We start from the raw sequence: 20,481 nt of genomic DNA on the forward strand, positions 1-20,481 counted from the left end.
ATGCCCGGGGCGGAAGCACCCCGGGCATCGTTCCGCTTCGTCAGACCTCGGTCAGCTCGATCTGGCGGAACAGGTCGGCGGCGACCGCCTCACGCATCTCGTCGAGAAGGTGGTCGGGCACCGGCGAGTCGACCGTCAGCACCGAGAGAGCGCGGCCGGACGCGTCGGGCCGGGCGACCTGCAGGCCCGCGATGTTGATGCCCGCCTCGCCCAGCTTCTGTCCGTAGATCGCGACGATCCCGGGACGGTCGGCGTAGCGCATCACGACGTGGTGCCGCTCGATCGGCACCTCCACCTCGTAACCGTTGATCCCGACGACCTTGGGCACCATGCGCGTACCCGCCAGCGTGCCCTCGACGGTCAGAACCGACCCGTCGGAGAGCGTTCCGCGCAGGATCGTGATGTTGCGATAGAGCGGGCTCTCGGACTCCACGATGAGGCGCGTCTCGATGCCGCGCTGCTCCGCGAAGAGCGGGGCGTTCACGTACGAGACGTTCTCGCTGACGATGTTGGTGAAGATCCCCTTCAGCGCCGCGAGCCGGTAGACGCTGACGTCGTAGTCCGCCAGTTCACCGCGGACCTCGATATCGAGGCTCGTGAGCGCGCTCGGCGCAAGCCCGGTGAAGATCTGACCGAGCTGCTCGACCAGGGCGATACCGGGCCGGACGAACGGGTCGATGACACCACCGGCGACGTTGACGGCATCCGGCACGAGATCCCCCTCGAGAGCCAGCTTGACCGACTTCGCCACCGAGACGCCGGCCTTCTCCTGCGCTTCGTCGGTCGAGGCGCCGAGGTGGGGCGTGACGACGACGTTGGGCAGCGACAGGAGGGGGAAGGCGGTGCCGTCCTCCTTCGGCGGCTCGGTCGTGAACACGTCGAGACCGGCGCCCGCGATCTCGCCGGTGGTGAGAGCGGTGTAGAGCGCTTCCTCATCGATGAGGCCGCCGCGAGCGACGTTGACCACGTAGGCCGACTTCTTCATGCGTGCGAACTGCTCCGCACCGATCATGCCGGTCGTCTCGGGGGTCTTCGGCATGTGGATCGTGACGAAGTCGCTCTGTGCGAGCAGCTCGTCGAGGCTCAGCAGCGTCACACCGAGCTGCTGAGCCCGGGTGGGCGTGACGTACGGGTCGTACGCCACGACACTCACGCCGAACGCCTGCAGCCGCGCGGCGATCAGCGCGCCGATGCGGCCCAGACCGATGATGCCCACCGTCTTCTCGAACAGCTCCGTGCCGGTGAACGACGAGCGCTTCCAGGCGCCGGCAGCGAGGGAGGCGTGAGCTGCGGGGATGTGACGCGCGAGGCTCAGGATGTGTCCGACCGTCAGCTCGGCCGCCGAGATGATGTTGGAGGTCGGGGCGTTGACGACCATGACGCCAGCGGCCGTCGCGGCCTTGATGTCGACGTTGTCGAGTCCGACGCCGGCACGCGCGATGACCTTGAGCGACGGCGCGGCGGCGATCGCTTCGGCATCCATCTTCGTCGCCGACCGGATCAGGACGGCATGCGCGTCGGCGAGGGCCGGGAGCAGCGCGGCGCGGTCGGCGCCGTCAACCGACCGGATCTCGAAATCAGGACCGAGGGCATCGATCGTTGCGGGCGAGAGTTCTTCGGCGATGAGCACGACGGGCTGGGGCACGGACGATCCTCTGGAGCATGCGCAGAAGCGCGGAACGGGTGGTCGCCACGACAGCCGACGGCGGTGCGGCGGGTCGTCTCAGCCTAGCGCGGTGCCGACAGCGCCCACGACCGTGTGACGTTCTGCCGACTCAGACAGCGCCCGAGGTCAGGGCGAAGGACAGGACGTTGAGGAAGAACACCGCTGCGAGCCCGAGCCCCGCGAGGAGAATCATCGCGAAGGCGCCCGAACGTCGGCGCCACCCCAGCGCGAATGCTCCCGCGAAGATGAGGATCGGCAGCGCCACGGCAGCGATCACCGCGACCCACCCGACTGCGGTCCGCGCCGGCGACGGGGTGATCAGCAGCGGGACCGCGGCCCAGACCGCGTATGCGTAGAAGAGACCGAAGGCACCGGCGACGGTGGCCACCTTCCAGACCGCGGGCGTCCGCCGGGCTTCTTGCGTGTCGCTCATCGCGTTCAACTCCCGGCTCCGAGGGTGGCGAACGGCCACGGCACGAGCAGCAGCGCCCCCGCGACGAGCCAGGCGAACCGGATCCAGGCGCGCGACCCACGCGTGAGCACGTACGTCGCGATGAACCAGATCGCCGGGGCGGCGACGGCCAGCACGAGGACGGGAACCGAGACGGCCGTATCGATGCCGAGCAGACCGCTCAGGTTGTGGACGCGGATACCTCCGACGAACCAGCCGATCGAATACAGCAGATAGATGCCACCGAGAACCCCCAGCGAGATCAGCGCGGCGTTGCTCAGGCCCTCAGGCGCAGCCTCGGTCGAGATCTCACCCGGCTGCTCGGTCTCTGCTTCCGCCAGCTCGTCGCTCTGGCGCCGCGAGGAAGCGGGCCCTCCCACGGGCGTGGGCGCAGGCGCGGACACGAGGGTCGGGTCGTCGTCGCCGGCCCAGCTCAGGGCGTCGTCATCACGGCTCGTCACCTCCTCAGAGTAGCGCCGGCCACCGGCGACTGGGAGGAACGAGCGCGCTCCGACGAGGTCAGCGACCGATCTGGCGGCCGCCACGCAGCACGAGCACGGCGACAGCAGCACCGGCGACCGCCAGAGCACCGCCCCACGGGGCCCAGACGGCGGGTTGCGCGAGCTCGACGCCCGAACCGTCGTGCAGCGAACCGACACGGACGGCATCGGTTCGTCCCGTGGGATCTTCCGCGGGGACCGAGGCACCGAGCTGGGCCGATCCGCCCACATCGGGTCCGCCGTCGACATGGACGACATCGCTCGGCTCGGGCGTCGGCGAGGCCGGGACGGCGTTCCGCGGCGTCAGGCGCAGCAGAGCGCCGAGGCGAACGGCGGTCGGCGCGCGCAGTTCGATGCCGGCCTCGCCTTCGACGCGCGGCGGGACCGGCGCCGGAGCCGGCGGCACCGGAGCGGGAGGAGAGGGCTCTGATGTCGGCTGACTCGGCGACGGGCTGGAGCTGGGCGACGGCGTGGGCTGCGCGTCGGTCGGGGAGGGCTCCGGCGTCGGCTCGGGAGAGGGCGTGCCGCTCTCCCCCGGCGCCGGGGTCACGACATCCTCGTTCGTCTCTCCGTCCTCAGGCTCCGTCGGCGTGACCGGAGCGTCCGACCGCGGAACGATCTCGATCTCATCGGTCGCGACCGACCAGGCGGACGGAGCGGTGATCGCCCCCGCGATCACAGAAGCTGCGACGCACACCGCCCCCAGGCGCGCGCGAGCGAACTGCTTCTTACGGACGGGCATGCATCCATCGTAAAAGGTCGGGGCGATGCAAGCACGCCGAAAGCCCGGCCCCTGATGGGGACCGGGCTTCCGTGGCACGAGGCCGGGCTCGACGGGGTGCCGCCGAGGGTCACAGAACGGACGGAGCCGTCCGTCACGGGTCAGCGCGCGGCGCTGCCCTCGATGTAGTCGCTGTCCTGCTGCTTCCAGGCGAAGAGGCCACGCAGCTCCTTGCCGGTCGCCTCGATGGGGTGACCCTGCTCCTTCTCGCGGAGGCCGAGGAACTCGGTGGCGCCGTTGTCCTGGTCGGCGATGAAACGCTGCGCGAACGCACCCGACTGGATGTCGGCGAGCACGGCCTTCATGTTCTCCTTGACCTCGGGCGAGATGACGCGGGGGCCGGAGACGTAGTCGCCGTACTCTGCCGTGTCGGAGATCGACCAGCGCTGCTTGGCGATGCCGCCCTCCCACATGAGGTCGACGATGAGCTTGAGCTCGTGGAGCACCTCGAAGTAGGCGATCTGCGGCTGGTAGCCGGCCTCGATGAGGGTCTCGAAGCCGTACTGCACGAGGTGGCTCATGCCACCGCAGAGCACGGCCTGCTCGCCGAAGAGATCGGTCTCGGTCTCTTCCGTGAAGGTGGTCTTGATGACGCCGGCGCGCGTGCCGCCGATGGCCTTGGCGTACGACAGCGCGGTGTCCCAGGCCGAACCCGACGCGTCGCGCTCGACGGCGATGATGTCGGGGATGCCGCGGCCGGCGACGAACTCGCGGCGCACGGTGTGGCCCGGCGCCTTCGGAGCGACGAGGATGACGTCGACGCCCTCGGGAGCGTCGATGTAGCCGAAGCGGATGTTGAAGCCGTGCGCGAACGCGAGGGTCTTGCCCGCCGTCAGCTTGTCCTTGATGGAGTCGGCGTAGATCGAGCGCTGGTGCTGGTCGGGTGCCAGGATCATGATGAGATCGGCCCACTCCGCGGCATCCGCGACGTTCTTGACCTCGAAGCCCTCGTCCTGCGCCTTCGCGGCCGACTTCGAGCCGTCCTTGAGCGCGATGACGACCTCGACGCCGGAGTCTCGGAGGTTCTGGGCGTGGGCGTGTCCCTGCGAGCCGTAGCCGACGATCGCGACCTTCTTGCCCTGGATGATGGACAGGTCGGCGTGGTCGTCGTAGAAGATCTCGGCCATGTTCGTGTGTTTCTCCTTGATTCGTGGTTCGGAAGGTCAGCCGCGCAGAACGCGCTCGGTGATGCTCTTGCCGCCGCGCCCGATGGCGAGCAGGCCGGACTGGGCCAGCTCCTTGATGCCGAAGGGCTCGAAGGCGCGGAGGATCGCGTCGATCTTGCCGCGATCTCCGGTCACTTCGACGACCAGGGCATCGGGTGCGTAGTCGACGATCGACGCCCGGAACAGGTTCGCGACCTCGATGACGTTGGAGCGGGTCTGGTTGTCGGCCCGCACCTTGATGAGGATGTGCTCGCGCTGCACCGACGACGAGAAGTCGAGCTCGACGATCTTGATGACGTTCACGAGCTTGTTGAGCTGCTTGGTCACCTGCTCGAGCGGCAGCTCCTCGACGTCGACGACGACCGTGATGCGCGAGAGACCCGGCACCTCGGTGACGCCGACCGCGAGCGATTCGATGTTGAAGCCGCGTCGGGCGAACAGCCCGGCGACTCGGGTCAGCAGACCCGGCTTGTCCTCCACCAGGAGGCTCAGCACGTGGCGCGACATCTCAGGCCTCCTCGTCGAATGCGGGCGCGTGCTCGCGGGCGTACTGGATGTAGCTGTTGCTGACGCCCTGCGGGACCATCGGCCACACCATCGCGTCCGCGCTCACGACGAAATCGATCACGACGGGGCGATCGTTCGTCTCGAGTGCGAGCTTGATGGCGTCGTCGATCTGGTCCTCCGTCTCGACCCGGATGGCGAGGCAGCCGTACGCCTCGCCGAGCTTGACGAAGTCGGGGATGCGCGCCGTGCCGTGCCCGGTGTTCAGATCGGTGTTCGAGTGACGGCCGTCGAAGAACAGCGTCTGCCACTGCCGGACCATGCCGAGCGACGAGTTGTTGATGATCGCGACCTTGATCGGGATCTGGTTGATGACGCAGGTCGCGAGCTCCTGATTGGTCATCTGGAAGCAGCCGTCGCCGTCGATCGCCCAGACCACACGGTCGGGCTCGGCGACCTTCGCGCCCATGGCCGCGGGGACCGCGTACCCCATGGTGCCGGCGCCCCCGGAGTTGAGCCACGAATTGGGGCGCTCGTACTTGATGAACTGCGCAGCCCACATCTGGTGCTGACCGACGCCGGAGGCGTACACGCCCTCGGGACCGGTGAGCTCGCCGATGCGTTGGATCACGTGCTGCGGCGACAGCAGACCGTCGGTGGTCGGGGCGTAGCCGAGGGGGAATTCCTCGCGCAGCCCGTCGAGGTACGCCCACCACTCGGTCGTGTCGGGCTTTCCGTCGCCGATTACGCCACGGAACGCCGACTCGAGGTCGACGAGCACGTCGCGCACATCACCCACGATGGGCACATCCGCGAAGCGGATCTTCGAGATCTCTGCGGGGTCGATGTCGACGTGCACGACTTTCGCGTGCGGGGCGAACAGCGACGCCTTGCCGGTGACACGGTCGTCGAACCGCGCGCCCAGCGCGACGATCAGGTCGGACTCCTGCAGCGCGAGCACAGCGGGAACCGTGCCGTGCATGCCGGGCATGCCGAGGTGCTGGGGGTGCGAGTCGGGGAACGCGCCACGAGCCATGAGGGTCGTCACGACCGGCGCACCCGTCGCCTCGGCGAGAGTGAGCAGCTCGTCCGAGGCACGCCCCCGGATGACGCCGCCGCCGACGTAGAGCACGGGCTTCTGCGACTCGGCCAGCAGCTGCGCGGCGGCCTGGATCTGCTTGCCGTGCGCCTTGGTCACCGGGCGGTAGCCCGGCAGGTCGACCTTCGGCGGCCACACGAACGGCGCCGCGTTCTGCTGAGCGTCCTTCGTGATGTCGACGAGCACGGGGCCGGGACGCCCGGTGCCGGCGATCTCGAAGGCTGCGGCGATGGCGCCGGGAATCTCCTCGGCGGTCTTCACGAGGAACGAGTGCTTCGTTATCGGCATCGTGATGCCGACGATGTCGGCCTCCTGGAAGGCGTCCGTTCCCATCAGGGTCGAGAACACCTGGCCCGTGATGCACACGAGCGGGACGGAGTCCATGTAGGCGTCGGCGATCGCCGTCACGAGGTTCGTCGCTCCGGGACCCGAGGTGGCGATCGCCACCCCGACCCGGCCGGATGCCGCGGCGTAGCCCTCGGCGGCGTGACCGGCGCCCTGCTCGTGCCGGACGAGGATGTGGCGGACCGCCTCATCGTCCATGAGCGGGTCGTAGACGGGCATGATCGCGCCGCCCGGGAGCCCGAAGACCTCGGTGACGCCGAGGTTGTCGAGCGAGCGGACGACGGCCTCTGCGCCCGTGATCACGGGAGCCGAGGGCGTGCGGGACGGCGGCCGGGGAATGGCCGCGGAGATGTCGGTGGACATGGTGATGAACCTCGCTGGAGAAGAGGAGACGATGTCGGAGCCGAAGTCAGCCGGTGGTCGCGCCCTCCGCGGCGGAGCGCACGAGCTTGGAGTACTTGGCAAGAACGCCACGGGTATAGCGCGGGGGAAGAGGAGCCCAGCCGTCACGGCGAGCGTTCAGCTCAGCCTCGTCGACGAGTAGGTCGAGGGAGCGAGCCGCGATATCGACCCGTATCAGATCACCATCGCGCACGAATGCGATGGGACCTGCGTCCACCGCTTCGGGTGCTATGTGGCCGATGCACAGGCCGGTTGTGCCGCCTGAGAATCGTCCGTCCGTCAAGAGTAGTACATCTTTGCCGAGGCCGGCGCCCTTGATGGCGGCCGTGATGGCGAGCATCTCGCGCATGCCGGGTCCGCCCTTCGGGCCCTCGTAGCGGATGACGATGACCGAGCCCGGCTCGATCTCGCCGTTCGCGACGGCATCCATCGCAGCCCGCTCGCGCTCGAAGACGCGCGCAGGTCCCTCGAACACGGCCGCGTCGAATCCGGCGGTCTTGACGACGGCGCCCTCGGGGGCGAGCGAACCGTGCAGGATCGTGATCCCGCCGCTGGCGTGGATCGGGTTGTCGAACGTGTGGATGACCTTGCCGTCGATGGGCTCCGGGTCGAGCTCGCGCAGGTTCTCGGCGAGCGTCTTGCCGGTCACCGTCAGAGCGTCGCCGTGCAGCAGGCCCTCGTCGAGCATCGCCTTCATGACGACCGGGATGCCGCCGTGACGGTCGACGTCGTTCATGACGTACTGGCCGAAGGGCTTCATGTCCGCGACGTGGGGCGTCTTGTCCCCGATGCGGTTGAAGTCGTGCAGGCTGAGGTCGACCTCCGCCTCGCGGGCGATCGCGAGGAGGTGAAGGACGGCGTTCGTCGAGCCGCCGAGGGCCATGACAAGCGCGATCGCGTTCTCGAAGGCCTCCTTCGTCAGGATGTCCTTCGTCGTGATGCCCTGGCGCAGCAGGTTGACGACGGCCTCGCCCGAGCGGTGGGCGTAGTAGTCGCGGCGACGGTCGGCCGACGGCGGCGCGGCGGAGCCCGGCAGGCTCAGGCCCAGGGCCTCGCCGACGGAGGCCATCGTGTTGGCGGTGTACATTCCGCCGCACGCGCCCTCGCCGGGAACGATGGCGCATTCGATGCGCTTGAGGTCGGCCTCGCTCATCTTGCCGGCGCGACAGGCACCGACGCCCTCGAACGAGTCGATGATCGTGACGTCCTTCTCCGTGCCGTCGCTGAGCTTGACCCATCCGGGCATCGTCGATCCGGCGTACAGGAAGACGCTCGAGAGGCCGAGGCGGGCGCTGGCCATCATCATGCCCGGGATCGACTTGTCGCAGCCGGCGAGAAGGACGGTGCCGTCGAGCCGTTCGGCCATGATGACGGCCTCGACGGAGTCGGCGATGACCTCGCGCGAGACGAGTGAGAAGTGCATGCCCTCGTGGCCCATCGAGATGCCGTCCGAGACGGAGATGGTGCCGAACTGCAACGGGTAGCCGCCGCCGGAGTGCACACCCTCCTTGGCGCCCTGCGCGAGGCGGTCGAGGCTCAGGTTGCAGGGCGTGATCTCGTTCCAGCTCGAGGCGATGCCGATCTGGGGCTTGTCCCAGTCCTCATCCCCCATACCGACGGCACGCAGCATGCCTCGGGAGGTCGTGGCTTCGATGCCGTCGGTGACGGCACGACTGCGGGGCTTGATGTCGATGGTCTCGGAGCTGTCGGGCATTCTCGAATTCTATGCCCGCGGGCCGAGGCTCATTCTCCGGCGCGCGCCTCGGCGAGCCGGCCGAGCACCTCCGCGAGCGCGGCGGCATCCGGCACCCGATACGCGGCGACGCTCTCTCCCCCGCCGACCCGGATACCGACGTCACCGGCGCCGAGCGATCGCAGCGCGTCCTCATCGGTCACATCGTCGCCCGCGAACACGACGACGTCGGCACCGACCCGCTCGCGGAGGTTGCGCACTGCCGAGTCCTTGCCCTCGTGCCGCGATGCGAACTCGAGGATGTCCTGGCCGGTACGGCGTCGCCACGTCGGGGCTTCCGCGCGGACGAGTTCGTCGATACGCGCCGCGGCGTCGGCCGCGCTCGTTCGATCGGCGAGGCGCGTGTGGAGGCCGAATCCGAATCGCTTGTGCTCGATCCACGCGCCCGCGATGCCCTCGACCATCTGCTCCGCCCGCGCCGTCAGGTCGTCGCGGAGGGCAGCATCGCCATCGGATTCGGAATCGGCCCGGGCACCCGGATGCCAGAACTCGGCACCGTGCGAACCGGCGAGATGGATCCGCGAGTCGGGTTCGCGCTCGGAGATCTCCGCCAGATGCTCGAGCGTCCGGCCCGATACGAGAGCGACGGTCGTCTCGGGTGCCTGCGCGAGCCGCGTGAGCGCTTCGCGCGCCGCGGGCAGCATCCGGGCCGACATGGGCTCGTCGACCAGCGGGGCGAGAGTGCCGTCGAAATCGAGGGCGACGAGGAGATGCCGCGCGCTCGCGGCGCGTTCGACGGCTTCTGCGATGCCGTCGGGCGTTGTGTACGCCACAGCGCTCATGCGCGGTGCTCCGCCTCGGTGGCCGCGGTCGAGATCGCGCGTGCGCCGGCAGCGGAATGGGCTGGGCTGTTGGAGCGAGCCGCTGACGCGAGCGCATCGAGGAATGCTCGCGACCAGTCCTCGACGTCGTGTTCGCGCACGCGTTTGCGCAGAGCGCGCATGCGCCTTCCCTGCTCGGCCGCGGGCATCTCGATCGCCCGCACAATGGCATCCTTCATCCCGTCGATGTCGTGCGGGTTGATACGAACGGCGCTCGCGAGCTCATCGGCGGCCCCGGCGAACTCGCTCAGAACGAGCACGCCCCGGTTGTCGATGCGACTCGCGACATACTCTTTCGCGACCAGGTTCATGCCGTCGCGGAGCGCGGTGACGAGCATGATGTCGGCAGCGAGGTAGAGAGCGACCATCTCTTCGCGCGGGAAGGCCTGGTGCATGTAGCGGATCGCGCTGTGACCCCATGTGTCGTGATCGCCGTTGATACGCGCGACCGTCAGCTCGATCTCGTCCCGCAGCTGCACATACGACTCGACGCGCTCGCGGCTCGGGCTGGCGACCTGCACCAGCGTCGCATCCTCGACCGAGACGCGCCCGTCTTCGATCAGCTCGCCGAACGCCTTCAGCCGGTGCCGGATGCCCTTGGTGTAGTCGAGCCGGTCGACCCCGAGCAGCACCGTCTTGGGGTTGCCGAGGTCTTCGCGGATCTCGGCGGCTCGCGCCTGGATGTCGGGGCGCTGCGCGAGCTCGATGTAATCGTCGGTCGAGATTGAGATCGGAAAGGCCTTCGCGAGAGCCGTACGGTGTCCGCCGCCCTCCGCCGGGACGCGGATGCCGCTCGCCTTCGTCTCGTACCGCAGCTGGCGCCGCACGGCGCGGGCGAAGTTGCCGGCATCGGCGATCCGCTGGAAACCGATCACGTCGGCGCCGAGCAGCCCCTCCAGAACCTGCTTGCGCCACGGAAGCTGCGAGTACAGTCCGTACGCCGGGAACGGGATGTGGTGAAAGTAGCCGATCGTCAGATCGGGCCGCATGTCGCGGAGCATCTTCGGAACCAGCTGAAGCTGGTAGTCCTGCACCCACACGGTGCCGCCGTCCGCCGCGACAGCCGCCGCGGCTTCGGCGAAGCGACGGTTCACACGCTGGTAGGCCTCCCACCAGTTGCGTCGGTACCTTGGCGCGGCGATGACGTCGTGATACAGCGGCCAGATCGTGTCGTTGGAGAAGCCCTCGTAGTAGTCCTCGACGTCAGCGGCGCTGAGAGCGACGGGCACGAGGTGCATACCGTCGAAGTCGAACGGTTCGAACTCGAGGTCGGGCTTGCCCGGCCAGCCGACCCAGGCCCCCTCGGTGCGGCGCATGACGGGCTCGAGGGCCGTGACGAGCCCTCCGGGCGAACGGCGCCATTCCCCGTCCCCACCACCATCCGTGTTCCGGTCAACCGGAAGCCGGTTGGCGACGACGACGAAATCAGCGGTGCTCATGCATGCCTCCAGGCTGCGATCGGCGGTGATCCCAGCCTACCCGCGCGCCCGGCGACCCTCAGGGCCAGCTACGTTTGTGGTATGCGCAAGTACCTCTTCGGCACCGGCCTCTTCTCCGCGATCACCGGCGGCGTCACGCTGCTCCGCTCGGCCCGCAGCGACGAGCCGTTCACGTGGCGCACCGCCCTCGCCTGGCTCAGCTGGGGCATCACGATGGCGCTCGCGATCGGCGCCGTGGTCGACAGCTACCGCGGGGCGCGCGGACGTCTCGTCGCGGACGACTCCAACGTCGACCGCGACAAGCTCTTCGCCGAGCGGGTCAAGCGCAACCGCCGCTGACCGCGACCCGTCGCCGTACCGGGTCAGCGGGTCAGAATGAGGGCCTCGCCCTGACCGCCGCCCCCGCACAGGCCTGCTGCGGCCGCGCCCGAGCCGCGGCGCGCGAGCTCATGGGCCAGGTGCACGACGAGCCGCGCCCCGGAAGCGCCGATGGGGTGGCCGAGAGCGATTCCCCCGCCGTCGATGTTGACGATGTCGGGCGAGACGCCCAGGCGGCGCTCCGAGGCTGCCACGACGGCACCGAACGCCTCGTTGATCTCGATGAGGTCCAGGTCGGAGGCCGTCATTCCCTGCTTCACCAGTGCGCGCTCGATCGCGGCGGCCGGCTGCTCGTGGAGTGAGTTGTCGGGTCCAGCCACCTGACCGCTGGCACCGAGCACGGCCAGTACCGGCCATCCCTCGCGCTCCGCGCGCTCGCGGGTGGTGAGGAGCACCGCGGCTGCGCCGTCGGAGATCTGCGAGGCGTTGCCCGCCGTGATCGAGCCGTCCTTCGCGAAGGCGGGGCGCAGGCCGGCGAGAGTGTCGACGGTCGTGTCGGCGCGGATACCCTCGTCGGTGTCGACGACGACAGGCTCGCCTCGTCGCTGCGGAACGGTCACCGGCGCGATCTCAGCCGCGTAGCGGCCCGCGTCGCGGGCGGCCGCGGCACGCTGGTGCGAGCGCGCGGCGACGGCGTCCTGCTCCTGGCGGGTGACGTCGAAGCGCGGGTTCAGACGCTCGGTCGAGGCGCCCATGCTCTCGCGATCGTACGCATCGGTCAGACCGTCGAACGCGGCGTGGTCGAGCACCTCGATCGATCCGTACGACCATCCCGAGCGAGAGCCGGGAAGGAGGTGTGGCGCTCGGCTCATCGACTCCATGCCGCCCGCGACGACCACCTCGGCGTCACCCAGCGCGATCATGCGCGACGCGTCGATGATCGCGGTGAGGCCGGACAAGCAGACCTTGTTGACGCTGGAGGCCGGGACATCCCACCCGATCCCGCCCGACAGCGCCGCCTGACGAGCCGGGTTCTGCCCGTTTCCGGCGGGGAGCACCTGCCCCATGATGACCGCGTCGACGGCATCCGCGGGAACGCCCGAGGCCGCGAGCGCCGCGGCGATGGCCGCCCCACCGAGCTCGGGCGCCGGAAGAGACGAAAGACTCCCCTGTAAGCGCCCCTGCGGGGTGCGAGAGGCTGCGACGATGACGATCTCGGGCGGGGTCATGCTCCCAGCCTAAGAGCGGACCCGACATCAACAGGCGACGCCGCACGCGCTCGGGGTGACCGCGAGCGGCGTACCCGCTGTGGATGGCTCCGGGGCGATGTCGGGGGTGTGTGACATGATTCGAACATGCATTCGAACGACGGGCTCGGTGGCGGGATGGGCAGCGACGGCGACGTCGCCGCGCTGGCTGCGCTCGTCGCGGATGCCGAGGACGTTTCGGATGCCGCGCGGGCGGTGCAGATTCGTGAGGTTCGGGTGCTCGCGGCGGCTGGAGTTCTCGCGGAGAAGCAGGTCGCTGGAGCGTCGGAACGCGTCAAGGCGCGTGAGATGGCGTTGCGCGGGATCGCCGCCGAGCTGGCTGGGGTGTTCGTGGCGACCGACCGGACGCTGCAGCGGCGCATCGACGAGGCGCGTGACCTGGTGGACAACTACCCGGTGACGATGGCGGCGTGGGAGGACGGACGAATCGTCCGCGGGCACGTGCGGGTCATCCAGGAGACGGGATGCCTCGTGCCCGCGGAGGAGCGGGCGGAGTTCGAACGGCTTGCGATCGAGCGGTGCGAGGGCGAGACCCCGAACCGGGTCCGGGACGCACTTCGGATGCTGGCTGAGCGGATGCACCCGCGGAGTTTCACGGAGCGACATGAAGAGGCCGCGGCGGGGCGGTGCGTGCGGGTGCAGGCAGGCGCGGATGGGATGTCGGACCTGATCGCGACCCTGCCGACGGTGATCGCGGATGGGATCGTCGACCGGCTGACGCGGCAGGCCCGGGAGATCATCAACGTGCAGCAGCACGCCGAAGCGGCGGGCGTTGACGCGATCGGCGCTGACGCTCGAGCCGACGCGCTTGGCGCTCGAGCCGACGCGGCGTCCGGTGGCGCTGGCGCTCGAGCCGACGCGCGTGGCGCTCGAGCCGACGCCAACGGTGGCGGCCGCGATGCCGACACGACGATCCGCGACGGGTCGTCGTTTGTCGACGATGCGCGAAGCATCGACCAGGTCCGCGCCGACGTGCTCAGCGACCTCCTCCTCGCCGGCACACCCGCCCTCGACCCCACCGGCACCGGTGACGGCAACGGAACCCTCGGCGCGATCCGGGCACACGTGCAGGTCGCCGTATCCGCGCTCACCCTCATGGGGCAAGACGACGGGCCCGCCGACCTCGCTGGCCGCTCCCCCATCGACGCGAACACTGCACGCGAACTCGCCGGAAACACCACCTACTGGGACCGGCTCCTCACCCACCCGGTCACCGGAACCGTCCTCGAATGCGACACCTACCGGCCCACGAGCGCGATGGTCCGGCTGCTGCGGGCACGTGACCGGCACTGCCGGTTCCCCGGATGCCGGCAACCCGCCATCCGCTGCGAGCTCGACCACACGATCGCTGCCTCCGACGGCGGTGCGACGCACGTGTGCAACCTCGCCAACCTCTGCAAACGACACCACGACGTCAAACACCACACCCGCTGGCGAGTCCGACAACTCCCCGGCGGAAGGCTCGTCTGGACCTCCCCCACCGGACGGATCTACCGGGAAGACGCACCACCGCCACTGGTGGCATTCGCGATCGCTGCGCCACCCGGCGGTGACAGACCGCATTCCTTCGTGAACGCGACGCCGACCGAGTTGGGCACTGCCGTGCGGGCCGTCACTGCCGTGCGGGCCGTCAGCGGCGCCCCGCCGTTCTGAGGCGCTCGATCGCATCCTGACGGCAACACACGAAGGCCCCGCAACTGGCGAGAGTTGCGGGGCCTTCGTGCTGGTGCACCCCCTGGGACTCGAACCCAGAACCCACTGATTAAGAGTCAGTTGCTCTGCCGATTGAGCTAGAGGTGCAGGCTGTTCGCGGTGAAGCGAACCGAGGAGAAACGTTACCCCACTTCGCGTCATCGCGCCAATCGAGGGCTCCGGCGCGTCGTATCCTGGAGCCGTGACCCCCACCACACCGGATCCGACAGCGCCGTTCGCAGGCGCCCTGGCCGACGACCTGGCTCTCGCGCTCCGCCTGGCCGATGCCGCCGACGCGGTGAGCATGGCCAGGTTCGACGCGGCCGACCTCGACGTGCAGCTGAAGGCGGATGCGTCGCACGTGACCGAGGTCGACCTCGCCACAGAACGCGCGATCCGCGAGCTCCTGGGCGCGGAGCGACCCGACGACAGCGTGCTGGGTGAGGAGTACGGCGCCACAGGAGACGCGCGTCGCCAGTGGATCATCGACCCCATCGACGGCACCGCGAACTACCTCAAGGGCATCCCGATGTGGGCGACCCTGATCGCGCTGGCTGTGGACGGCGTGCCGCGGGTCGGTGTCGTCAGCCAGCCGGCGATCGGCCGCCGGTGGTGGGCCGCGACCGGACACGGCGCATGGACGAACGTCCCGGGCGACACGACCCCCCGGCGCATCGCGGTGTCGCCGATCGACGACCTCGCGCAGTCGAGCATCAGCTTCCAGAGCATCCATCAGTGGGACGAGGTCGGTCGCGGCGAGCAGCTGCTCGCTCTGTCGCGGCGCGTCTGGCGTGACCGCGGCTACGGTGACGCGTGGCCGTACATGCTCCTGGCGGAAGGGCGACTGGAGTTCGTAGCGGAGTTCGGCGTGAAGGAATACGACCTGGCCGCGCACGTCCCGATCGTGAGCGAGGCGGGCGGACGCTTCACCGACATCGACGGGGCCGAAACCCTGTCGACCCGCTCATCTCTCGCCACCAACGGCGTCCTCCACGACACCTTCCTCGAACTGCTCTCTCGCAAGGACGGCGACGCATGACCCGGCGGCACACACCCCTGGCCCTTGCGACCGGCTCGGCGATGATCCTGATGCTGCTCGCCGGGTGCTCCGCCCCCGAACCCGCCGAGACCGCTCCGCCCGAAGCCGTGCCATCGTCGCCCGTCGCGACGCCCGAGGCCACCGCTTCCGAGCCCGCCCTGCCCGATCCGACCTGCGAGAACATCATCCGAGAGGCGAGCCTCGAAGAACTGCAGTCGCAGGGCTGGGAGTATCAGCAGGGGCCGTTCATGATCGGCGAGATGCAGATCGACGCGGGCGTCTCGTGCACCTGGACCAACGCTGCCGAGCCCGGCGGCAACATCCTCCAGTTCGGATGGGCGCCGCTCACCGCCGCCGAGACGACGGATGCCGAGCGCACCCTCGAGTCTCAGGGTTGGATCCGCGAAGAGGGCGACGGCGGGGTCTACCTGACCGAAGACCCGTCCTTCGCGCTCAACATCGACGCCGACGGTTACGGCGTCACCTACTTCTTCGGTGACGGCTATGCTCAGGTCGCCGACGTGAAGCAGGGCCTCGTCGTCATCGAGCGACGTTGATGAACGAGCTCGAAGCCGTCGGCGTAGCCGACGACCTGGCCGGCCGTATCCGCGACGCCGAGCGCGACCTGCTCACGAGTGCCGTCCGCCAGGACGCGCGACGCCTGCGACAGCTCATCCACCCGGACTTCACCGAGATCGGTCGATCCGGTCGCCTGTGGACGCGGTCCGATCTCCTCGTCGAACTCGTCGAGGAAGCGACCCGAGACACTCCGCAGACGGACGAGTGGGTCATCCAGCGCCTCGACGTCGACACGGTGCTCGTCACGTATCGTCTCATCGCCGGCACGCGGATCAGCCGGCATTCGTCCGTCTGGGCCACGTCGGGTGACACCCTGGCGCTGCGCTTCCATCAAGGCACCGAACAGTCATCGGCCGACGCACGTCCGTAGGCGTCGTCTCCATAGAGTCTGCGCGGCGCGAGGTCAAGGACCTGCGCCGAAGCCCGGTGCGCGTCACAATCGAGACATGCCTGCACTTGCGATCATCCTCATCATCATCGGCATCGCGTTGCTGTTCACGGGAATCTTCGTCGAAGCGGTGAAGTTCCTGCTGTTCGTTGGCATCGCGCTCATCCTCATCGCGGTCATCGCCTGGCTCATGCGCTCGATTCGCAACAAGACCTGATCACCCGAACGGCGAAGGCCCCCGCCCAGCTGAGGGCGGGGGCCTTCGCCGTACCTTCCGCTGAGCTCCGCCCCTCTGGGCACGGACTCCAGAAGCTGGAAAGCCGGCACCCGCCCATGCGGATGGCGATGGCGAATCGGAGTCGCAGCAATCCGACCCTCGCGCTGCTCCGAAAGGAGACACGTGCGCCGGGTGCATTTGGGGGGTACGCGGTGCGCGTGCCCCGCCTGATTCGGGTCAGGACGGGGCAACCTCAGCCCGGGAACGCCGAAGCCCCCGGATCTCCTGAGGTCAGGGATGCGGGGGCTTCGTGCTGTGACAGCGGCAGTGGTGGAGATGGGGGGAATCGAACCCCCGTCCATCGCTGAGATACGGCGTCTTCTCCGGGCGCAGTCTGTAGAGGCGTTCTGCTCGGCCCCGACTTTCAGTACAGACACATAAGTCGACGGGCCCAGTCCGGGAAGAGTCCCGCGTGACGTCCGGACGCCGTCACGCAGCAAGATCCCTAGATGACGCCAGGGTCCGTGGCGGGATCACACACGGTCTGACGGACTATCGGGCTCGCTTATGCAGCGAGGGCGAAGTCAGTGCGCTTGGATTCGGCACTTATTGGTTTGCAGAGATCGTTAACGAGATAACCCTGCATCCTCGGCCCGCTTCTCGCCGACACACAGGCGATGTCGAAACCGGTCATCCCCATGAGCCTTCGGACGAAGGGCCGCTGTCACACTGTGGAGTTACCAAACCGGATGCCGCAGCACCCGAGCACTACAGACTACAACCGATCGGCATCCTGCGCCATTCCCGACCACCGCGCCTAGAGTCAGACCATGGCAGACATCCTCATCTCCGTCCGCGGCGAGGCCGAGCGGCGCGTCTCGCCCGAGGTCGCGATCGTCTCGGCCGCCGCCTCCGCCGATGGTCCCGAGCGAACCGCCGTCGTCGCCCGGGCCACCGCGACGATCGCACCGCTGCGCACCCGCCTCGAAGAGCTCACTCGGGCCGGAGTGGTCTCGAACTGGTCGAGCGGGTCGGTGTCGACCTGGTCGGACCGGCCGTGGACCCCCGCAGGGAACCAGCTCGCGCCGGTGCACCACGCCACGATCGACCTCCTGGCCACCTTCGATGACTTCGTGGCGTTGGCCGAATGGGTAGCGCTGCTCTCGGACGACGCGGGGATGCGCGTCTCGAACGTCGAATGGCAGCTCTCCCCCGCCACGCGAGCGACGATCGAACGCGAGGTCGCCACCTCGGCAGTCGGCGTCGCTGTGGCGCGGGCATCCGCCTATGCGACCGCGCTCGGGCACGGAGCCGTCGAGCCCGTCGAGATCGCCGACGTCGGCCTGCTCAGCGGCGCCGACACCCCGCCCGCAGCCCCGATGTTCGCGCGCGCCGCCACGATGTCGGCCGATGCGTCATCCGGAGGCGTCGAGCTGCGCCCGGCGGAGATCGTCGTGACGGCCGCGGTGGAGGCCCGTTTCCGGGCTCGATGACGAGGCCAGGCCGAACCGCACGGCGGTCAGCCTCGGGCCATCGCGGATGCCGTCACTCCCCGAGGCGGTTACGGGTGCGCATGGCGCGCTCGGCCTCGCGCTTGTCCTCGCGTTCGCGGATGGTCTGGCGCTTCTCGAACTCGCGCTTTCCCTTCGCGACGGCGATCTCGACCTTCGCGCGGCCGTCCGAGAAGTACAGTCGCAGCGGCACGAGCGTGTAGCCCCCCGCGCTGACAGCATGGGAGAGCTTGACGATCTCCTCCTTGTGCAGCAGGAGCTTGCGCGTCCGCTTGGCCGCGTGGTTCGTCCAGTGGCCCTGCGAGTACTCGGGGATGTGCACGGCGTCCAGGTAGGCCTGACCGTTGTCGATGTAGGCGTAGCCATCGGTGAGGTTGGCCCGGCCCTGCCGCAGCGACTTCACTTCGGTGCCGGTCAGCACGAGACCGGCCTCGTACGTCTTCTCGATGGCGTAGTCGTGACGGGCGCGCTTGTTGCTCGCGACGAGCTTCTCGCCCTGTTCCTTCGGCATGACGCGCCTCCTTCCTGGTGCACTGGCGCAGCCCTACAGTCTAAGGGCACGCCGGCCGGGTGCTCGACCCGACCGCGACCTGATGTCAGGCGCGCAGCCACCGCCGGATGGCGAATCCGGCCGAGACGGCCGCCAGCACGACACCGATCACGATGACCGCGGGCACGACCAACGCGACGTCCCCCAGGTTCACCCAGCTCGTGACGAAGTCGATCTGCGACGACAGATAGTCGCCGACGCCGACCTGAACCATCGCGATGATCGCGACGCTCGCGAGCGCCGATCCGATGAGCGCCGCGAACACGCCCTCGAGGATGAACGGTGTCTGGATGAAACGGTTGGAGGCTCCGACGAGGCGCATGATGCCGAGCTCTCTCCGACGCGCGTATGCCGACAGCCGAATGGTCGTCGCGATGAGGAGCACTGCGGCGATCAGCATCAAGCCGGCGATGCCCACCGCGATGTATGTAGCAACGGTGAGCGCCGAGAACAACGGGTCGAGGTACTGCAGCTGGTTCGCGACCTCCTCGACTCCGTCGAAGTCCTTGAACGCCTCGCTGATGACATCGCTCTGCGACGGGTCGGCGAGATTGACCCAGTAGGTGTTGTTCAGCTGCTCTGGGCTGACGAACTCGGCGTAATCCTGTCCCATGAGGGAGAGGACGTTGTCGTACGCCTCCTGACTCGTCTCGAAGCGGACGTCACGCACGACGCTCTGCAGCGCGGGCGATTCCAAACGCTCGGCGACGGCGGCGATCTGCTCGTCGGTCGCGGCGCCATCGGCGCAGTTCTGCACCGTGGCGTCCTCGCGGCACATGTAGACCGCGACCTGCGCCCGCTCGGACCAGTAGTCCTTCGTCTTGCTGATCTGCATCTGCATGAGCATCGCCGCGCCCACGAACGTGAGCGAGACGAAGGTGACGAGCACGACGGAGATGACCATCGACGCGTTGCGGCGCAGACCGGTCAGGGCCTCGCCGAGGATCAGGCCGACTCTCATGACGTGGGCCCCACTTCGTCGCTGCGGTCATCGCGATCGCCGAGCCCGAGCTTCTTGGCGACGTCGGGCAGCCCGAGGCCGGCCAGGTCGATGTCGGGGGCGACGATGGGGATGGCCCGCGTCTCCCCCACCGGTGGCGGCGGCTCGGCGGGCGCCTCGGGCTCGTCGGGAACGGGAACGTGCGCGGTCGGCGGCGTCTCGGCGATCTCGCGTTGCAGTTCGAGGACCGCTGTGAGCGCGGCGACGGCGGCGGCGCCGCGGACCGGTTCGGGGGCCAGGCTCGGGAGAGCCGACGTGTCGCCGTAACCGCCGCCGACCTCGTCACGGACCATCACGCCACCGCTCAGCTCGATCACGCGGCGCTGCATCTGGTCGACGAAGCCGGCCTCGTGGGTGGCCATCACGACCGTCGTGCCGTTGGCGTTGATCCGCGCGAGCAACTGCATGATGTCGACGGATGTCGCCGGGTCGAGGTTTCCCGTCGGCTCGTCGGCCAGCAGCACCTGCGGACGGTTGACGATCGCGCGCGCGATGGCGACGCGCTGCTGCTCACCGCCCGACAGCTCGTGCGGGAGTCGCTTCTCCTTGCCCGCGAGGCCGACGAGCGCGAGCGCCTCGGGGACCGCCTGGGAGATGAAGGCGCGCGACGACCCGATGACCTGCAGGGTGAACGCGACGTTCTGGAAGACGGTCTTGTTCGGCAACAGCCGGAAGTCCTGGAAGACGGCGCCGATGTGGCGACGGAAGTAGGGGACCTTGCGCGTCGAGAGACCGCGGAGGTCGCGGCCGAGCACGACGACACGCCCCTCGGAAGCGACATCCTCGCGCAGGATCATCCGCAGGCACGACGACTTGCCCGATCCGGAAGCGCCGACGAGGAAGACGAACTCGCCGCGCTGGATCTCGAAGTCGACGTCGCTGAGCGCGGGCTTCGAGGTGCCGCGATACCGCTTGCTGACGTGTTCGAACCGGATCATGACTCGATGAGCCTAAGCGGCTCCCCCGCGCAACCACGCCGCGACACCCGCGCG

21 protein-coding genes, 1 tRNA gene and 1 other RNA gene are annotated in these 20,481 nt (G+C 68.9%); 7 read left to right on the forward strand and 16 right to left on the reverse strand.

Translation table 11 applies throughout. The features are described 5' to 3' along the window. Positions 1–40 precede the first annotated feature (40 nt). The 10 genes from serA to C3481_RS02410 all read right to left on the reverse strand — a co-directional run bounded on the left by serA (position 41) and on the right by C3481_RS02410 (position 10,927). A complete protein-coding gene (gene serA / locus C3481_RS02365) occupies positions 41–1,645 on the reverse strand; it encodes a phosphoglycerate dehydrogenase (RefSeq protein WP_103840640.1) in 1,605 nt (534 codons plus the stop codon). A 130-nt stretch (positions 1,646–1,775) separates the two neighbouring features. Then, positions 1,776–2,099 (reverse strand): hypothetical protein, encoded by a 324-nt coding sequence (locus tag C3481_RS02370; protein WP_064956665.1) that lies wholly within the window; start codon positions 2,097–2,099, stop codon positions 1,776–1,778. 5 nt (positions 2,100–2,104) lie between these two features. Next, entirely contained in the window at positions 2,105–2,578 is a 474-nt protein-coding gene (locus C3481_RS02375) for a hypothetical protein (RefSeq protein WP_023951068.1), read from the reverse strand. Between the two features lie 58 nt (positions 2,579–2,636). Beyond that, complete coding sequence (locus C3481_RS02380) at positions 2,637–3,359, reverse strand: hypothetical protein (RefSeq protein ID WP_064956666.1); 723 nt, start codon at positions 3,357–3,359, stop codon at positions 2,637–2,639. A 140-nt stretch (positions 3,360–3,499) separates the two neighbouring features. Next, entirely contained in the window at positions 3,500–4,525 is a 1,026-nt protein-coding gene (ilvC, locus tag C3481_RS02385) for a ketol-acid reductoisomerase (protein ID WP_023951072.1), read from the reverse strand. Positions 4,526–4,561: 36 nt separating this feature from the next. Beyond that, positions 4,562–5,071 carry an acetolactate synthase small subunit gene (ilvN, locus tag C3481_RS02390; RefSeq protein ID WP_023951074.1) on the reverse strand — a complete coding sequence of 170 codons (510 nt, stop codon included), beginning with the start codon at positions 5,069–5,071 and terminating at the stop codon, positions 4,562–4,564. Position 5,072: 1 nt separating this feature from the next. Then, positions 5,073–6,875 carry an acetolactate synthase large subunit gene (locus C3481_RS02395; RefSeq protein ID WP_103840642.1) on the reverse strand — a complete coding sequence of 601 codons (1,803 nt, stop codon included), beginning with the start codon at positions 6,873–6,875 and terminating at the stop codon, positions 5,073–5,075. A gap of 46 nt (positions 6,876–6,921) precedes the next feature. Beyond that, a complete protein-coding gene (ilvD, locus tag C3481_RS02400; protein ID WP_023951078.1) occupies positions 6,922–8,628 on the reverse strand; it encodes a dihydroxy-acid dehydratase in 1,707 nt (568 codons plus the stop codon). A gap of 29 nt (positions 8,629–8,657) precedes the next feature. Next, on the reverse strand, positions 8,658–9,449 hold the full coding sequence (gene otsB / locus C3481_RS02405) for a trehalose-phosphatase (protein ID WP_071918202.1): 792 nt from the start codon (positions 9,447–9,449) through the stop codon (positions 8,658–8,660). Then, positions 9,446–10,927: a trehalose-6-phosphate synthase gene (locus tag C3481_RS02410; protein ID WP_023951082.1), complete on the reverse strand. Its 1,482-nt coding sequence runs from the start codon at positions 10,925–10,927 to the stop codon at positions 9,446–9,448. Before C3481_RS02410 ends, otsB begins: the two co-directional genes overlap by 4 nt. An 81-nt stretch (positions 10,928–11,008) precedes the next feature. Here C3481_RS02410 and C3481_RS02415 point away from each other — a divergent pair, with 81 nt between their 5' ends. Next, positions 11,009–11,266, forward strand: a complete 258-nt coding sequence (locus tag C3481_RS02415) for a hypothetical protein (protein ID WP_023951084.1) — start codon at positions 11,009–11,011, stop codon at positions 11,264–11,266. Between the two features lie 23 nt (positions 11,267–11,289). Here the strand turns inward: C3481_RS02415 and C3481_RS02420 are convergent, their stop codons facing one another. Next, positions 11,290–12,474: an acetyl-CoA C-acyltransferase gene (locus C3481_RS02420; protein WP_103840644.1), complete on the reverse strand. Its 1,185-nt coding sequence runs from the start codon at positions 12,472–12,474 to the stop codon at positions 11,290–11,292. 126 nt (positions 12,475–12,600) lie between these two features. Here C3481_RS02420 and C3481_RS02425 point away from each other — a divergent pair, with 126 nt between their 5' ends. After that, positions 12,601–14,166: an HNH endonuclease signature motif containing protein gene (locus C3481_RS02425; protein ID WP_258038999.1), complete on the forward strand. Its 1,566-nt coding sequence runs from the start codon at positions 12,601–12,603 to the stop codon at positions 14,164–14,166. A gap of 71 nt (positions 14,167–14,237) precedes the next feature. Here C3481_RS02425 and C3481_RS02430 read toward each other — a convergent pair. After that, positions 14,238–14,313, reverse strand: a tRNA-Lys gene (locus tag C3481_RS02430). A gap of 94 nt (positions 14,314–14,407) precedes the next feature. Here C3481_RS02430 and C3481_RS02435 point away from each other — a divergent pair. From C3481_RS02435 to C3481_RS16485, 4 genes are all read left to right on the forward strand, one after another. Then, the gene (locus tag C3481_RS02435; RefSeq protein WP_258039000.1) at positions 14,408–15,244 is read left to right on the forward strand and encodes an inositol monophosphatase family protein; all 837 of its coding nucleotides are present in this window, start codon (positions 14,408–14,410) and stop codon (positions 15,242–15,244) included. Beyond that, positions 15,241–15,801 carry a hypothetical protein gene (locus C3481_RS02440; protein WP_023951092.1) on the forward strand — a complete coding sequence of 187 codons (561 nt, stop codon included), beginning with the start codon at positions 15,241–15,243 and terminating at the stop codon, positions 15,799–15,801. Before C3481_RS02435 ends, C3481_RS02440 begins: the two co-directional genes overlap by 4 nt. Next, positions 15,801–16,193 (forward strand): DUF4440 domain-containing protein, encoded by a 393-nt coding sequence (locus C3481_RS02445; RefSeq protein WP_023951094.1) that lies wholly within the window; start codon positions 15,801–15,803, stop codon positions 16,191–16,193. Before C3481_RS02440 ends, C3481_RS02445 begins: the two co-directional genes overlap by 1 nt. Before the next feature lie 76 nt (positions 16,194–16,269). Then, complete coding sequence (locus C3481_RS16485; RefSeq protein ID WP_023951097.1) at positions 16,270–16,428, forward strand: hypothetical protein; 159 nt, start codon at positions 16,270–16,272, stop codon at positions 16,426–16,428. A 328-nt stretch (positions 16,429–16,756) separates the two neighbouring features. On the opposite strand, the gene ssrA is transcribed toward C3481_RS16485, so the two are convergent. Then, positions 16,757–17,126: a transfer-messenger RNA gene (gene ssrA, locus C3481_RS02450) on the reverse strand. A 132-nt stretch (positions 17,127–17,258) separates the two neighbouring features. Between ssrA and C3481_RS02455 the strand changes: the two genes are divergently transcribed. After that, positions 17,259–17,921 (forward strand): SIMPL domain-containing protein, encoded by a 663-nt coding sequence (locus C3481_RS02455; protein WP_023951099.1) that lies wholly within the window; start codon positions 17,259–17,261, stop codon positions 17,919–17,921. A 52-nt stretch (positions 17,922–17,973) separates the two neighbouring features. Here the strand turns inward: C3481_RS02455 and smpB are convergent, their stop codons facing one another. The 3 genes from smpB to ftsE form a co-directional block, all read right to left on the reverse strand. Then, the gene (smpB, locus tag C3481_RS02460) at positions 17,974–18,450 is read right to left on the reverse strand and encodes an SsrA-binding protein SmpB (RefSeq protein WP_023951101.1); all 477 of its coding nucleotides are present in this window, start codon (positions 18,448–18,450) and stop codon (positions 17,974–17,976) included. An 85-nt stretch (positions 18,451–18,535) separates the two neighbouring features. Continuing rightward, positions 18,536–19,450 carry a permease-like cell division protein FtsX gene (gene ftsX, locus C3481_RS02465; protein WP_023951103.1) on the reverse strand — a complete coding sequence of 305 codons (915 nt, stop codon included), beginning with the start codon at positions 19,448–19,450 and terminating at the stop codon, positions 18,536–18,538. Continuing rightward, positions 19,447–20,427, reverse strand: coding sequence for a cell division ATP-binding protein FtsE (gene ftsE, locus C3481_RS02470; RefSeq protein ID WP_023951105.1), 981 nt, complete (start codon positions 20,425–20,427; stop codon positions 19,447–19,449). Before ftsE ends, ftsX begins: the two co-directional genes overlap by 4 nt. Between the last annotated feature and the right edge of the window lie 54 nt (positions 20,428–20,481).

Origin of the sequence: Microbacterium sp. Ru50 (assembly GCF_002920555.1) — a bacterium.
Taxonomy (GTDB): Bacteria; Actinomycetota; Actinomycetes; order Actinomycetales; family Microbacteriaceae; genus Microbacterium; species Microbacterium arborescens.

What these genes read in the sequence shown, in the direction of transcription:
- C3481_RS02370 (WP_064956665.1), bottom strand. Translation starts at nt 2,099, where the DNA reads ATGAGCGACACGCAAGAAGCCCGGCGGACGCCCGCGGTCTGGAAGGTG.
- C3481_RS02380 (WP_064956666.1), bottom strand. Translation starts at nt 3,359, where the DNA reads ATGCCCGTCCGTAAGAAGCAGTTCGCTCGCGCGCGCCTGGGGGCGGTG.
- ilvC (WP_023951072.1), bottom strand. Translation starts at nt 4,525, where the DNA reads ATGGCCGAGATCTTCTACGACGACCACGCCGACCTGTCCATCATCCAG.
- ilvN (WP_023951074.1), bottom strand. Translation starts at nt 5,071, where the DNA reads ATGTCGCGCCACGTGCTGAGCCTCCTGGTGGAGGACAAGCCGGGTCTG.
- C3481_RS02395 (WP_103840642.1), bottom strand. Translation starts at nt 6,875, where the DNA reads ATGTCCACCGACATCTCCGCGGCCATTCCCCGGCCGCCGTCCCGCACG.
- ilvD (WP_023951078.1), bottom strand. Translation starts at nt 8,628, where the DNA reads ATGCCCGACAGCTCCGAGACCATCGACATCAAGCCCCGCAGTCGTGCC.
- otsB (WP_071918202.1), bottom strand. Translation starts at nt 9,449, where the DNA reads ATGAGCGCTGTGGCGTACACAACGCCCGACGGCATCGCAGAAGCCGTC.
- C3481_RS02410 (WP_023951082.1), bottom strand. Translation starts at nt 10,927, where the DNA reads ATGAGCACCGCTGATTTCGTCGTCGTCGCCAACCGGCTTCCGGTTGAC.
- C3481_RS02415 (WP_023951084.1), top strand. Translation starts at nt 11,009, where the DNA reads ATGCGCAAGTACCTCTTCGGCACCGGCCTCTTCTCCGCGATCACCGGC.
- C3481_RS02420 (WP_103840644.1), bottom strand. Translation starts at nt 12,474, where the DNA reads ATGACCCCGCCCGAGATCGTCATCGTCGCAGCCTCTCGCACCCCGCAG.
- C3481_RS02425 (WP_258038999.1), top strand. Translation starts at nt 12,601, where the DNA reads ATGCATTCGAACGACGGGCTCGGTGGCGGGATGGGCAGCGACGGCGAC.
- C3481_RS02440 (WP_023951092.1), top strand. Translation starts at nt 15,241, where the DNA reads ATGACCCGGCGGCACACACCCCTGGCCCTTGCGACCGGCTCGGCGATG.
- C3481_RS02445 (WP_023951094.1), top strand. Translation starts at nt 15,801, where the DNA reads ATGAACGAGCTCGAAGCCGTCGGCGTAGCCGACGACCTGGCCGGCCGT.
- C3481_RS16485 (WP_023951097.1), top strand. Translation starts at nt 16,270, where the DNA reads ATGCCTGCACTTGCGATCATCCTCATCATCATCGGCATCGCGTTGCTG.
- C3481_RS02455 (WP_023951099.1), top strand. Translation starts at nt 17,259, where the DNA reads ATGGCAGACATCCTCATCTCCGTCCGCGGCGAGGCCGAGCGGCGCGTC.
- smpB (WP_023951101.1), bottom strand. Translation starts at nt 18,450, where the DNA reads ATGCCGAAGGAACAGGGCGAGAAGCTCGTCGCGAGCAACAAGCGCGCC.
- ftsX (WP_023951103.1), bottom strand. Translation starts at nt 19,450, where the DNA reads ATGAGAGTCGGCCTGATCCTCGGCGAGGCCCTGACCGGTCTGCGCCGC.
- ftsE (WP_023951105.1), bottom strand. Translation starts at nt 20,427, where the DNA reads ATGATCCGGTTCGAACACGTCAGCAAGCGGTATCGCGGCACCTCGAAG.